The 17,099-nt window shown below is 32.2% G+C and carries 5 protein-coding genes; all 5 read left to right on the top strand.

Features of this window, described 5'->3' with window-relative positions; all coding sequences use genetic code 11:
- Nucleotides 1–78: 78 nt before the first annotated feature.
- Nucleotides 79–3,522 (top strand): T9SS type B sorting domain-containing protein, encoded by a 3,444-nt coding sequence (locus tag HNV10_RS11525; RefSeq protein ID WP_173301539.1) that lies wholly within the window; start codon nt 79–81, stop codon nt 3,520–3,522.
- The gene (locus HNV10_RS11520; protein WP_173301538.1) at nt 3,519–5,990 is read left to right on the top strand and encodes a T9SS type B sorting domain-containing protein; all 2,472 of its coding nucleotides are present in this window, start codon (nt 3,519–3,521) and stop codon (nt 5,988–5,990) included. Before HNV10_RS11525 ends, HNV10_RS11520 begins: the two co-directional genes overlap by 4 nt.
- A 36-nt stretch (nt 5,991–6,026) precedes the next feature.
- On the top strand, nt 6,027–7,808 hold the full coding sequence (locus HNV10_RS11515) for a gliding motility-associated C-terminal domain-containing protein (protein WP_241695501.1): 1,782 nt from the start codon (nt 6,027–6,029) through the stop codon (nt 7,806–7,808).
- Nucleotides 7,809–8,214: 406 nt separating this feature from the next.
- Nucleotides 8,215–13,056 carry a T9SS type B sorting domain-containing protein gene (locus tag HNV10_RS11510; protein WP_173301537.1) on the top strand — a complete coding sequence of 1,614 codons (4,842 nt, stop codon included), beginning with the start codon at nt 8,215–8,217 and terminating at the stop codon, nt 13,054–13,056.
- A gap of 112 nt (nt 13,057–13,168) precedes the next feature.
- Nucleotides 13,169–17,099 (top strand): choice-of-anchor L domain-containing protein (locus tag HNV10_RS11505; RefSeq protein ID WP_173301536.1); only part of this gene is annotated, 3,931 nt, incomplete at its 3' end.

Raw genomic sequence — 17,099 nt, 5'->3', positions numbered from 1 at the left:
GTTCAGGAGAAAACTTTTAGAATATAACTTCTATTGTTATCTTGTACACATTATGTGTTTGCTGCACATTAAGCTGTTATGAAAAAGAATTATTTAGTTTTTATTTTAATAATTTCTAGCGTCCAATTATTTGCTCAAAATGAAGCTTCATTCTGGTACTTTGGTCAAAATGCTGGGCTGCAATTTAATGCCGAAACTGGTACCGTTACAGCAATAACCAATGGACAAATAAATACTTTAGAAGGCTGCACCTCAATCTCTGATGCAGACGGTAATTTACAATTTTACTCAGATGGCAGAACCGTCTGGAACAGCAACCACCAAATCATGTCTAATGGAGATTATTTTGGAGGCACTGGTCTTTTGGGTGATCCATCGAGCACATCTTCTGGGCTCATTGTTCCTAAACCAGAAGACCCAACAAAATATTACCTCTTTACAGTAGATGAACCTCATCATGACAATGCTAGTGCTTACCCAAACCAATTTACAGGCACTTATGATCAAGGCGGTTCTGCACCAGAACAAGATGATGGTTTTAACAATGGTTTTAATTACTCATTAATAGATATGACACTAAATGGTGGTCTAGGTGATGTAGATGCTATTGAAAAAAATATACACTTAGTTACTTATGACCCTTCAGTGCTTTTAGAACTTCAATATAAATGTTCTGAAAAAATAACAGCTGTTAGAGCTGAAGATTGTTCGTCTTTTTGGGTTATTACACATTTCGGAAATAAATTCTATGCCTTTAGAATTGATGTTAACGGTGTTAATACAACACCTGTTGTTTCTACAGTTGGTCCAAATGTTCCTATTGAAGGTTATAGGCGTAACTCTTTGGGCTATTTAAAAGCGTCTCCAGATGCATCTAAAATAATTGCTGCCAATTTTGGCTATGCAACAGTTGCGGCTGGTAATGCAGCAGGAAGTGTTGATTTATATGATTTTAATAACGAAACAGGTGTTATTTCTAACCATTTACAACTCTACGGCACAGAGAACAACGCTAGTCCTTATGGTGTAGAATTCTCTGCAGAAAACAGAAAAGTTTATGCAACTATTAGCCAAGGAGCTGGAGGCGCAGGAACTAGTCAGGTTATGCAATGGGATTTAGAAAGTACAGATATTGTAAATTCCATGCAAATTATACATACTTCTAGTGATATTACAGCAGGAGCATTGCAGTTAGGAATCGACAGACGCATATACAGAGCACAATTAAGCTATAATGGTAATGATAATATTTCAGACTATCTTGGTGTTATCCCTAATCCTGAGGCTAACGGAAGTTTAGCAGGCTATATTGAGCAAGGTATACTTTTAGATATAAATGGCAGCAATATTAATAAAAGCCGAATTGGTTTACCGCCTTTTATTCAGTCTTTGTTTAATTCTGAAATTGATATCATTCAAAATGGTATAAGCACCACAGAACTAAAATTATGTACAAACGATTCTTATACTTTGCAAGCCGAAAACATTGAAGGTGCAGATTATTTTTGGAAATTTAATGATACTGCATTAACAGAAACCTCCTCTCAATTATTTGTTGACACACCAGGTTTTTACGAAGTATACATAGAACCTAATAACGGAAATTGCCCAATTGAAGGAAGTGCTGTTGTTGGCGTATTTGACATACCTGTAGCAAATACACTTGCAGATATTGAAGTTTGCGATGATTTTATTAATGATGGTTTTCAAAGTTTTGATTTCACAGACAAAAACTCAGAAGCCTTATTAACACAAGATGCGTCAATATATAATGTTCATTATTATGAAACTATTGAAGATGCCAATTCTGGTGAAAATGAAATCACTTTTCCTTACACTAATGTCACAAACCCTCAAACCATTTTTGTACGTGTTGATAATTCTGAAAACTCCAATTGCTACGATATAAATTCATTTAATCTTGAAGTATTTAGCACACCACAATTTTCAGATTTAAATACTATTGAAATTTGTGATAATCTTAATGACCAAACCGATGGCATAGGCACAGTAAATCTTGAAGGTTTAATACCTGAAATTTTTGGAGAACAAGATGTATCTGCCGTCTCTATAACTTTTTATTCATCAGAGGATAATGCAGATACTAAAACGTCAGCATTCCCTTCAACTTACACTAATACTTCTGCTTTTAATGAAACTATTTTCGCAAGGATTGAAAATAGCTTAAAAACAGATTGTTACTTAACATTAAGTTTTAATTTACAGGTCAACCCAATTCCAATTGCAAATAATTTATCTATTATACAATGTGATGAAGATGGAATACCAGAAGGTTTTACCGTTTTCAACATTAATAATCATATAGAAGAAATAACGGACGGCTCTATAAATTCAGTTGAATTTTACCTCTCTTTAATTGATGCCGAAAACCAAGAAAATGCCATCAATGCCAATGCTTTTGAGAATTATTATAATCCACATCTTATTTATGCTAGAGTCACAAACACAGACTCAAATTGTATAAATTTCAGTGAAATTTCATTAGAAGTAAGCACAACATCTGCCAATAACACAAGCTTAGAATTATGCGATACAGATGGGGCTGAAGATGGCTTTATGACTTTTAATTTATCTGATGCAAACGATTCTATTTTAGCTGGCACAACCGCAGATTTAGAATTAATCTATTACGAAACTTATGAAGATGCATTATTAGAAATAAATCCTTTGAGTGCTACTTATACAAATACCATGGCTTATAACCAAACCATTTTTGGTAGAGTAGAAAACGCTAATGCTTGTTATGGTATTAGCGAAATAGAATTAACTGTTTTTAACTTACCAAATATTGAAACTGAATTTGAAACAATATATTGCTTAAACACTTATCCTGAAACCATAGTTCTCAATGGTGGTGTAATTGAAGATTTACCAAATAACTATTATTACGAATGGTCTACAGGAGAAACTACTTCAGAAATAGAAATAAATGAAGTTGGTATTTATACAGTTAGTGTCATTAACACCAATGGCTGTAATAAAGTTAGAACAATTACAGTTTTACCTTCTGATTTAGCAACCATTGAAATTGAAGTTGTCGACGCATCAGAAAACAACTCTATTACAGTATTTGTAAATAACGAAAACGAATATCCAGACCATTTTGAATATGCATTAGATGATGAATTTGGTTTTTACCAAGACAGTAATACGTTTACTAATGTTCTTCCCGGTTTACATACAATTTATGTCAGAAATAAATACGAATGTGGTATTACAGAAACATTAGTATCCGTTATAGGCTTCCCTAAATTCTTTACACCTAATAATGACACTATAAATGATTTTTGGCAAGTTTATGGAATAACAAAACAGTTTCAAGCTAACTCAATAATATATATATTTGACAGATACGGAAAACTTTTAAAAGAGCTAGACCCATTGAGTCCTGGTTGGGATGGTAATTACAATGGCCATAAAATGCCAACTAGCGATTACTGGTTTAAAGTTACTTTAGAAGATGGACGAATTTACACCAATCATTTCACATTAAAACGATGACCAAAAACCCTAAATCTTTATTTAAACCTCTTTTAGCCTTTACCACAATTTTTATTTTTAATTTGTTGGTTTTTGCACAAGAACCTAACGATTGCGCTAATGCAGTAACTGTATGTGGTAATTCTAGTTTTAGTTTAGATGTTAATGGTGTTGGTACACAAGAATTAAACGGATCAAATACCTGCTCAGGTAGAGAAAACAATAGTATATGGTTAGTTGTTAATATCGCAACAGATGGTACACTAGCATTTACACTAACACCAAGTAGTACCAGTATTAATGAAGATTATGATTTTTATGTATTTGGACCTAATGTTGCTTGTGGCAATATAGGCCAAGCTATTCGTTGTTCTACAACTAACCCGTCTAACGCCAACCAAGGCAATAATTTAACAGGAATGAATAGTACCGACCCTGATCCTGATGAAGGACCAGGAGCTGATGGTGATAGTTTTGTAAGTGATATAGATGTATTAGCAGGAGAGAGCTATTTTATTGTGATTGACAGACCTATAGGAAATAGCCCTTTCTCTATAGAATGGACGGGTACTGCAACATTTCCGGAAGGCCCTTCTAATCCGTTACTAGCTGATTCTACGTCCACTAATCTTCCTAGCATTGATGCTTGTGATGATAAAGCACCATTTAATGATTCCATTAGAGAGTTTGATTTTACACAACTATCGCAAGATATAATTAATGGAGAATCTGATGTAGTTGTTAGTTATCACCTATCTGAAAGTGATGCTAATATAAATGCAAATGCATTAAGTGATATATTTAATAATACCTCAAGCACCCAAAGTATTTATGTTAGAGTTGAAAACACAACCACTGACTGCTTTATCATAAATAAACTTATAATTAACGTTACAACATTAACAAATTTCAACGTACCAACTGATTATAGCATTTGTGATAATGACATAGATGGTGATGACCAAAATGGTTTGGCAACTTTTGATTTCGATATTAAAAGCCAAGAAATTATTGAAGGAATTGCTGATGCAAATTACAATATAAGTTATTATTTAAGTCAAGCTGATGCAGAAGTATCATCTTCTCCACTACCAGTTAATTATACTAATACATCACCAACGCCAACTGAAATATTTGTTAGAATTGAAGATTTAGATTTGGGATGTATAGGTTTCACTTCTTTTAATATTGAGGTACTACCAAAACCAATAGCCAATGATGTCTCACTTTTGCAATGCGATGAAGATGGTATACCAGAAGGTTTTACAATATTTAATATTACTGAAGCCCATAATGACATTACAAATAGTGCTCAAGATGCTTCAATAGAGTATTATTTAAGTCAAATAGATGCAGAAAATCAAGAAAATGTAATTGATGGTAGCTCGTTTGAAAACTTCTTCAACCCACAAATTGTCTATGCAAGAGTAACTAATACAACAAGTGGCTGCGTAAGTTATAGCCAAGTATCTTTAGAAGTGAGTACAACAGCTTCTAACAACGCTAGCATAGAACTTTGTGACACAGATGGTACTGAAGACGGTTTTATGGAATTTGACCTTACCAATATTAATAACGTTGTTTTAGCTGGCACACCAACAGGTTTAGATTTAACGTATTATGAAACCTACAACGACGCATTAATTGAAAACAACCCGTTGAACTCAACATTTACAAATACAGTTGCCTACAATCAAACCATTTATGCACGGGTAGAAAATGCAAATGCTTGTTATGGTATTAGTGAAATAGCGCTTACAGTTTTTAAATTACCAAATATTGAACTTACAGATGAAGCTATTTATTGTAAAAATCTTGCTCCAGAAACAACCACATTAACAGGTGGAGTTTTAGATGACATACCGAATAACTATAGCTACCTATGGTCTACAGGTGAAACAACAATGGAAATCGAAGTGAGTGTAGCAGGCACCTATTCTGTAAGAGTTACAAATTCTAATGGTTGTTTTAAAGACAGAACAATTAATGTTTTACCATCTAGCATAGCAACAATTGATAATATTGAAGTGAGTGATGCTTCTCAAAATAATACAATTGCAGTCTCAGTTACAGTTGATAGTGAAGGTGATTATGAGTATGCCTTAGATGTAATTGAAGGGCCTTATCAAGATTCTAGTATTTTTTATAATGTGTCTGCCGGACTACATACCGTATATGTGAGAGATAAAAACAACTGCGGAATAGAAGACCAATTAGTATCTGTTATAGGATTTCCTAAGTTTTTTACACCAAATAATGATACTTTTAATGATTTTTGGCGCATTAGTGGTATTTCTGCGGAATTTCAATCTAGTTCAATAATTTATATTTTTGATCGTTACGGAAAATTATTAGCAGAATTAGACCCTCTTAGTCCAGGTTGGGATGGCACTTTTAATGGTGAGGCATTACCAACAAGCGATTACTGGTTTAAAGTAAAACTTGAAGATGGCAGAACATTAAGAGGTCATTTTACTTTAAAGCGCTAAAATAAATTGTAATTTTAGGTTGAAAAACCTCATCAATTGAAAAACAAATTACATATTTTATACTTTGTTTTTATTTGTGCAACATTACAACTTGTTGCGCAAGACATTTCTTTATATCAGCAATTTAACGGACGATTCGATTATGTTGCCATTGGCAACACAATGAATACGGCAGAAAACGGTTTAACTGCTCCATGCTCAATACTAACCTCTTCTACTGCCAACTTAAATCTTAATAGTGATCAAAACATTGTTGCAGCCTATTTATATTGGGCAGGATCAGGCACGGGAGATTTAACCATTTCGCTAAATGATATAGAAGTTACTGCAGAACGTACGTTTAGTGACGCCTTAGATGTTGATCGTGTTTTCTTTGCTGCTTTTGCGGATGTTACTACAATCATTAATGAATTAGGCAATACTAATTATACACTTTCAAACTTCGATTTAACTGATGTTATATCAACATATTGTCCTACAGGTACAAATTTTGCAGGTTGGGCAATTACTATAATTTATGAAGACTTAAGCTTGCCACTTAATCAACTAAACGTATATGATGGGTTACAAAGTGTACCTACATTTTTAAGTATAACATTAGATAACCTTAATGTTTTAGATAATGAAAATGCAAAAATTGGTTTTATAGCTTGGGAAGGAGATAGTGGTATTTCCGTAAATGAACAGTTAACAATTAACGGAAGTGTTATTAGCAATTTTCCTTTAAACCCAGCAAATAATGCCTTCAATGGCACTAATTCTTTTACAGGAGCCACAGATTTGTATAATATGGATATTGATGTTTACAATATTCAAAACAATATCAATATTGGAGATACTTCTGCGACCATTTCATTAACTTCTGGTCAAGACTTTGTGATGATAAATAATGTTATTACAGTTTTAAACAGTCAATTACCAGACGCAACCATTACCACGGAAGACTATATTGTTAATTGTGGTGACAACACCATTGAATTATTTTACACAGTCCACAATACTAATAGTACAGCAATCCTAACAGCAAATACGCCAATTTCATTTTACTACAATAATGTTTTAATAGGACAAAGTGAAACTCAAAACGATATAGCTATCAATGACCATGAAAATAACTCTGTTTTACTTACTTTACCCAATGATGCAACTGCAAACGTATCTTTAATAGCAAGTGTAGATGATAGTGGTAACATGACTGGTGTTGTAACAGAAACTAATGAAAATAATAACATTACAACTTTTGAAATAGAACTATTGATTATACCAGAAACAACTTTATTACCAACTATTTTAGGATGTAATGAAGGTTTTGAAACTTCATCTTACAATCTATATGAAGCTTTAGAAAGTATAGAATACGATGTAGAAGATGTAACATTCTTTAATTCGCTAGAAGACCTAGAAACCAATTCTCATGCAATTTTAATACCCTCTGATTATACGAATACCTCTAATCCTGAAACTGTATTTGTGCGTTTAGCTAGCCCTCCTTGTTATGAGGTTTTTCAGTTTAATTTAGCGATAGAAAACTGTCCTCCTCATATTCCTCAAGGCTTCTCACCAAATAATGATACTAAAAACGACTGGTTTAATATTCAAGGTTTATATGATATTTTTACAGAACATGAATTACAAATATACAATCGGTATGGAAATCTTATTTATAAGGGTAATAATAGCAAACCATGGTATGGTATAATTAATAGAGGTCTAAACAATAAAGGCAAAACAGTACCTGTTGGCACTTATTATTATATATTAAATTTAAACGACCCAAATTATACACCTTTTATGGGTTGGGTCTATGTTAATTATTAGAAGTGTTAAAATTTTAAACCATTCATCTTATTAATTTGGATTTATACAAAGCTTATTATAATTTTATCCATGTTAACTTTTTTCAGAGTTAATTCCCTCCTTTAATATAAAAATATTTTCCCTCAAATTTTAAATTTAGAAAATAAGATAAATTGATTCCTTTGATTTAAATTTTGCTTTTTTGCACATTTTTGAATCAGTAGATGAATAGGAAAAATCGATTTATTTTACTTTTTGTCGGTATTTTCTTTGATATTTCGTATCAAATGTTAACATTTTACGTATTTCAACGTATTTATTTGTATTTCATCTTTATTAGTTCTACTTTTCGGCCGTATTAAAGTATGTGTATGCGTTAGCCCCAAATCTACCCTACACTACAACTTTTAAACTTAACCGAAACTAAATGACTTATTTAAATCGCTCCCTCTGCTTATTTATGGCCTTATTTTGTGGTATTTCTTACGCACAACAGGTTACCGTAGATAATTCAGTTTCACCTCAAGACTTAATTCAAAATACACTTATCCAAGGTTGTGTAGAAGTCTCAAATATCTCATCACCCTCTAACGGAACATCAATTGGTATAGGCAGTTATGGCTATTTTGAAAAAGCCTCTTCTGATTTTCCATTTGAAAACGGTATTGTCTTAACTACAGGTAACGCCAATTCCGCAGGTAATGGACAAAACAATGATATTTTAAATGATGGTGATGCTACTTGGTTAACAGATAGTGATCTTGAAACCGCCTTAGGTATTTCTGGTACAGTAAACGCTACTTCGATAGAATTCGATTTTGTCTCTATTTCAAATCAAATACAATTTAATTATATTCTAGCCTCTGAAGAATATTTTGGTAATTTTCCTTGTGAATATAGCGATGGATTTGCCTTTTTAATTAGACAAAGCGGCACAAGTGATCCTTATACTAATATTGCATTAGTACCAGGAACAACCACACCTGTTAATACAAAAACAGTACATGCAGATATTGTAGGTTTTTGTCCTGCTTCAAACGAAGAATATTTTGAAGGTTATAATGTAGGCGATACAAATTATAACGGTAGAACAACAGTATTATCTGCAACGGCTACTATTCAACCAAATGTTCAATATCAAATTAAACTAGTAATTGCCGATCAAACGGATAAAAATTATGATTCGGCCGTATTTATTGAAGGGAATAGTTTTGATGCCTCTGTAGATTTAGGTGGTGACATTTCTACTTGCGCTACAAGCACCTTTTTAGATGGTAATATTGCAAATACTAGTGCTGTATATTCTTGGTACTTTAATGATGTTCAAATTCCTTCAGAAAACCAACCAACATTAACAGCTACTCAAAGTGGAAATTATCGTGTTGAAATTACACTGCCTCTTGCTGATAGCTCTTGTATTATAGAAGATGATATTAATGTTACTTTAAGTTCTACACAAACTGCTGAACCGATAACAGACTTTGCTTTGTGCGATGATTCAAGCGGTGATGGAGTAGAAACCTTTGACCTTTCTACAAAAGATGCCGAAGTTTTGGCCTCTGTACCAGCATCAGATTATGCAATTTCTTATCATTATTCTAGTGCAGAAGCCATTAGTAATACTAATGCTATTAACAGCCCAATTCAAAATTCAGGAAATCCACAAACAATACATGTAAGAATTGAAGATATAATAAATGGTTGTTTAGCATTTTCTTCATTTGATCTAATTGTAAATTCTTTACCAATTATAACAAACCCAACACCTTTAGAAGTTTGTGATGATCAAACAGCTGATGGAAGCACCTCAATGAATTTAAACGAATTAAAGGATACCGAAATTACATTATCTCAATCTGGCTTAATAGTTACTTACCATAGCACTGCTAGTGATGCTGCTGCTGGTATCAATGCATACCCAATGCCATATACAAATACTAACCCAACAGAACAGTTATTTGTAAGTGTACAAAACGCAGAAACAGGTTGTATTAGCACAACTACATTAGATATTTCTGTAATTGAAAGTCCTGTGATAAATATGGAACCGCATTTTATCGATGCTTGTGACAGTGACCATGATGGTTTTGCTTTTTTCGATTTAACTTCTATTATTCCTGAAGTATTAGAAGGATTAACTGGAGTTACTGTAAGTTTTCATGAATCTGCAACTGATGCAGCTTCTGGTGATAATCCTATAATTAATGACACAAATTATCAAAATACTACAGCTGACGTACAAGTAGTTTTTGTTAGAGTAGCTAATAATAGTTCTGGTTGTGCTTCTATTGTACCAGTAGAAATTCATACTAATTTATTATTGACAGGAACTGTTATTGAGGATGTATCATTATGTGATATAGGAAATAATAATATAGAAGAATTTGATTTTATTAATATTTCTGAAACTATAATCAACGAACTAGAGGATGTTACAGTTGAATTCTATACCTCTGAAGACGATAGAGATAACAACACTAATGCAATTAATACATTAATACCTTACGAAAACACAAGCAACCCACAAACTATCTATATTACATTATCTAATACAACATGTACTGAAGTTGCAGATTTTCAACTAGTTGTAAACCCAATTGTTGAATTTGATTCCGTTGTTAGTTTAGACATATGTGATGAAGACCAAGATGGCTTTACTACCACAGAATTAGCCACTTTAGATTTATCAATTACTGACGGGTTAGAAGGTTTTAGCGTTTCTTATTATCCAACAGCACAAGATGCCGAAGACGACACCAATGCTTACCCTAATTTTTATACAAATACCAGCAATCCATTTACGCTGTATGCAAGAATCACTTCAGATAGCACTGGCTGTTCTGATACCAATTCTTTTGAGGTTACTGTTTTACCAGCACCAGAAAGTGAAAAACCAGATGATATTATTATTTGTGATGCCGATAGAGATGGTTTTTCAATTATTAATTTAAATAATAGCATTCCAAATTCTGTTTTAGCAACTTCAGACCGAAGTGTTACTTTTCACAATTCACTTTCAGATGCTCAACTAGATGAAAATGCAATAGCAGACACAATTAATTACAACGCACAAACTGAAACTGTATTGATGCGTGTAGAAAATACAAACACAGGTTGCTATGCCATAGAAGAACTAGACATCATTGTTAATAGATTACCTTTTGTAGGTGATTTAACCAACTATGTAAATGAACTTAATTTCTGTGAAGACAACTCAGATGGTATTGGAGAATTTATTTTTGAAAATAAAGATGTCGAAGCTCTAAGCGGCCAAACTGGCATGGAAGTTTCGTATTATATTAATCAGTCTGATGCAGATAATAAAACCAATGCAATAGATAAATCTAATATTTATGAAAACATTTCTAACCCACAACAGATTTATGTAAGAGTAGATAACACAACAGATGAGTCTTGTTATACCACATCATCGTTTACGATTGAGGTAGGAACAAATCCTGTGTATAATGAGCCTAGCAACATACTAGTCTGTGATGACAGTGTTGTTGATGGTTCTACTATGTTTGACTTTACAGATAAAATTACAGAGGTTTCTGCTGGTATTCCAGATATACAAAGTGTTAAGTTTTTTACCTCAGAAAATGATGCTATAAATGATGTTAATGAGATTCCTCTTCAATTTGAAAACACAGTAAATCCACAACAAATTTATGTTCAAATAGATAATGGAACCATCTGTCAGTCTATAACATCTTTTGTAATTAACGTTATAAGTACACCAGAAGTAGCTCCTGCTGGTTCTTTAATTGAATGTGATGATGATACAGACGGAACATTACAATTCGATTTAACTTTTGCTCAATCTAATATTCTAGATATAAGACAAGAAGACTTAGAAGTTAGTTTTTACGAAAATTTTGCAGATTCTGAAGCCACTATTAATGAAATTGCAAATCCGGATAATTACACAAATACTTCAAATCCGCAAACGGTTTATATGACAGTGACAAATACAATATCTAATTGTTATGTTACAATTCCTATTGAGTTAATTGTAAATCAACCTCCAATTATCAATGATTTTGAAATTTTTGATGCTTGTGCCAATGAGATGCAAACGGTAGATTTAACTGAGGTTAATCTCGCTGCAAGAGACAATAATTACAATGTGCTGTTTAGTTATTTTGATAATGAAGCAGATGCAATTGCCAATACCAATGCTCTAGATACTAATTACACCTATCAAAGTGATTTTGACACCCTATTTGTTAGGACAGAATATAGCACAACGCATTGTTCTACCTATTATGAGTTTAATTTAAATATAAACCCATTACCTATAGCTAATCAACCAAGTGACTTAATAACTTGTGATGATGATTTTGATGGCATTATGGAGTTTAATTTATCTCAGCAAACATCAACCGTTTTAGGAGGTCAAAATCCAAATGATTATACAGTTACTTATCATAACTCGGAGCTTCAAGCTAATGAAAATAATTCTGCATTACAATCGCCATATATGGCTTTTGATAATGAAGTAATTTATGCAAGAATAGAAAACAATAATACAGGTTGTTATAGTATTACTACTTTTAATACAATTGTAAACCCTCTTGCCGTAATAGATATCGAAGACCAAATTATTTGTGATAACACTTCTGTATTAGTATCTGCTAATACAAACATTAGCACAGATACTTATTTATGGTCAACAGGAGAAATTACACCTGAAATTGAAATTACAGAAGTAGGTAGCTACTGGGTTACAGTAACCACCCAGTTTGGATGTGAAAATACGGATTACTTTGGTGTATCAGAATCTGAAACAGCAACAATTGAAACTACAGAAATTGTAGATTTTTCTGACCCAAACAATATCACAGTAACCATTAGCGATGGTCTTGGAGATTACATGTACCAATTAGACAACTTTGAGCCTCAAGAATCTAATCATTTTGAAAATGTAGCAATGGGTTACCACACCTTAACAATTATAGATTTAAATGGTTGTGCTAGTGCTACTAAAGAAGTTTTGGTAGTTGATTTCCCTAAATTCTTTACACCAAATAATGATGGTGATTTTGACACTTGGCACATTGTAGGAATTGAAACGCTGCCTGGCACAATTATCAATATTTTTGATCGCTACGGAAAACTCTTAAAGCAATTAAATTCTACATCACCTGGTTGGGATGGCTATTACAACGGAAACAGAATGCCAACAAGTGATTATTGGTATGTAGCACAAGTACAACGAGGTACTATTGCCTTTGAAGTAAAAGGACATTTTACGTTAAAACGTTAAAAATCTTTCAGTTTAGCATAATTAAACATTGATTTACTTAATATTTCTTACATTTATACAAAAAGAAGTTATGTAATTTTAAGACATTTCTTCTTTTTGTATAATTGCCAAATTGAAGAAGAAAACCCATATATATGCATTCTTTGCACTGTTTCTGCATTTTTATCAATTAAATGCACAACAGATTTCTACGGACAGTTCTCAACAACCCAACCAACTCATTAGTAATTTAATAAATAATGACTGTACAACGGTTAGCAATGTTACTTCTGCAATTAATGGTAGTATTAATAATATTATTAGTTATGGTACTTTCGATAGAGGAGCTTCAACTTTCCCACTTCAAAATGGTTTGATACTATCAACTGGTAGTGTTTCATCTGCTGGAAATACATTAATTACTGAAAACCTAAGTGAAGGTGAAATAGATTGGCTCACAGATTCCGACATACAAGATGTTCTTGGCATAAGTCAAACTCTAAATGCTACGTCTATTGAGTTTGATTTTTCTTCAGTTAATAATTTTATAGCTTTTAAATACCTATTTGCCTCAGATGAGTATCAGCAAGAATATCCATGTACTTTTAAGGATGTTTTTGCAATCCTTATAAAACGTGCCGGAACTACAGATCCTTACATCAACATAGCAACAATTCCAGAAACCACCGATGCGATTAGCACAAATACTATACATCCAAATATTGGTGAATTTTGCGATGCCCAAAACGATTCATATTTTCAAGGCTATAATCTAGACTACACAAATTTTAACGGTAACACTAGTGTTTTAATTGCAACCAGTGCTATAATCCCAAACGAAACGTATCATATAAAATTTATAATTGCAGAACATATAGATGAACGTTTTGATTCTGCTGTTTTTATTTCTGCAGAAGGATTTGGTAATTCTATAGATTTAGGCCCAGACCAAAGTATTTGCGGAAGTGACTTAACATTAAATGCTGACATTAATAATACCGATGCTATATACACATGGTATTTAAACGACACTATTATTACTGGTGAGAATAACTCCACATTAAACGTCTACCAATCTGGGACTTACCGTGTCCTCGTAGACATCCCTTCTCCTAGTGAGAGTTGTAATATGGAAGATTCCATTGTAATAGAAATTACTGAATTTCAAGAAGCTGCTACTATTTTAGATATTTCTATATGTGATGATTTACCTAGTGATGGTATATATGACTTTGATTTCCCTCTTTTAAAAAATGATGAAATCTACGAGAACTTGCCGTCTACCAATTATACGATCAGCTACCATTTAACTCAAGATGATGCTCAGAATAATACTAATACGATTAACGGTATTTATCAAAATATTGTAGAATCTGAAACCATTTATGTAAGAATAGAAAGCACGAGTGGAGATTGCCTTCAAATAGGCAGTTTTAATATTACGGTGTACAACTCTCCAGAAATAAATGAAGTTTCTATCGAAGTCTGTAACGGTTCTATATTAGAAACTACATTCACAAATTTAAGTGTTCTAGATCTAATTGTGGCTAACTATAATTTTGACACTTCTGTAACATATTATAATACAGAGGAAGATGCTTTTAACACAATAAATGAAATCTTTTTATTTCCTGATGTTGAAAATGAACCACTTGGTTTTTTTGCCAGAGTACAGAGTAATATAAATGGCTGTTCCTCTATTGTCCCAGTAAATTATGTCTATGTATCATCTCCTGTTCTTAATAATATAATTATCAACCAATGCATGGATCCTAATTACAATGAATATATTGGTAATGGAGAAGTTATTGACTATTATAGCTATACTACAGATTTCAATGCCATTGAATTGAGAGATGAGTATTTTGCGGAACATCCAGAATACGACGTTTTATTTGCATTAATAACATATCCAGACCATCTCGATTTTCCTATTTTACATATTTCCGACCCTGTATTCTCCTTGCCTTTTTATGTTAGATTTTCTGATGAAAACTGTCCTACTAGAATGTCTATAGAAATACATAAAAACCTACTGTTTAACGTTTTAAAAGATAACATAGTATTTTCTGAATGTGACGACCCTTCTAACGATGGAGTTACAAATGTAGATTTATCTGCATTAACTAACGAACTTAAAAGTGGCTACGATGATATTATTTTAAAATATTATTTAACAGAGGAAGATAGAAATTCATATGTTAATGAGTTAGATCCAAATTCCGTTTTAGAAATAGCTAATAACCAGAGTATTTATATAAACTCTAGATATTTTGATTGTACACACAGTTCAAAAATAACCTACGAAATTGAATCTATTTATAATCCACAACCTATGATAATAGATTATTGTGGCAATGCAGATGCTACAACAAACTATACTACGATTTCAATTCCTCCATTAATTGACATTATAAAACAAAACCAAAATATTATAACCTCAGTAGAATTATTTTCTACCGAAGAAGATGCATTAAATCAAGTTAATTCTATTAATGAAGAATACAGTATAGAAGGAGACCAACAATTATTTTACGCTAGGATTCTCGATATATTTTCTCCTAACCAATGCTATAACTTTACTACGATTCAAGTAAATATCACAAATTCAATTAATGCTGTTAATCCTGAACCTATAATTGTTTGTGATGAAGATCAAGATGGTATATCTACTATTAATTTAGAAACCGTAATTCCTGAAATATCAGCCGCAAATGATAATCTTATTTTTACTTTTTTCGAAACCTATGATAATGCCACAGACAATGTAAATGCTATTTCAAATCCAAATAATTATACAACAGAAAGTAAAGAGATTTTTGTAAGAGCACAAATAGAATCTTCGGAATGTTTTACAGTATTTAGATTTAATGTTCTAATTTATGACCAACCTCAACTTAATTCCATTACAGATTATATAAGTTGCGAAATAACACCTTATAATCCTTCTGGTTTCATATTAACAAATAATGACATTAAGATAATTAATGGACAGGAAAATATAGAAGTATTGTATTTTGAGTCTGAAGAGGATGCCATTAATAGTGACAATGCAATTGATAAAAACAATCCATACGTTGCTAATTCTAATCCTCAAACTTTATATGTAAGATTAGAAAATATTTTAGAAAGCAATTGCTTTAAAGTAGCACCAATGCAAATAGAAGTGCGCCAAGCACCAATATATAATAATCCAACTGATATTTTTGAATGCGACGTTAACAAAACAGGTTTAGCGACAACGAATTTAATTGAAAAAATAGAAGAAATAAGTGCTGGCAGCACCACTAACTTAAATGTTTCGTTTCACTTTTCACCTCTTAATGCGCAAGTTGGCACCAATGCAATACCATTAAATTATACATCAACTAGTAATCCTCAAATAATTTATGCTCGTATTGAAAATATGAACTCTGGTTGTTTTGATATACAACAATTTAGCATTAACACGTTATCACTTCCTGAAGTGAAATTTGGAAAATCTTTAATAGACTGTGCTGATAATTATAACTATACGCAAGAATGGGACTTAACAGAAATAGAATTAGATATTCTTGACGGAAGACAATATAACGTAGACTTCTCTTATTTTGAATCGGAAGAGGATTTACTTGATGATAATAATCGGATTCAAAATCCATTAGCCTACACTAACACGTCAAACCCTCAAACTATCTATGCTAAGATTAGAAATGCAACTACAGACTGTTTTGATATTGTACCTTTTGACATCATTTTAAATAGTCCTCCACAAATCAATGATTTTGAATCTTATAATATTTGTGAAAACAATGAAAATCAAGTCAATTTATTAGAAATCAATGAAATTATACTTAATGATACATTTAATTTAATTATTGGTTATTACGCAAACCAAACTGATGCTGACAACAAGGAGAATCCGCTAGACACAAATTATTTATACCAAAACTCAATAGAAACACTTTTTGCTAGAGTAGAATATAGTACTACCCAATGTTATGCTATCTACCCTTTTCAATTAATTATAAATCCGCAACCTGTTGCCAACCAACCTAATGATATTATTGTTTGTGATGATGACT

This window comes from Winogradskyella litoriviva, assembly GCF_013249065.1.
GTDB classification, from domain to species: Bacteria; Bacteroidota; Bacteroidia; order Flavobacteriales; family Flavobacteriaceae; genus Winogradskyella; species Winogradskyella litoriviva.
Note: the sequence above shows the minus strand (reverse complement) of the source record. Positions and strands in the feature narration are given on the sequence as shown.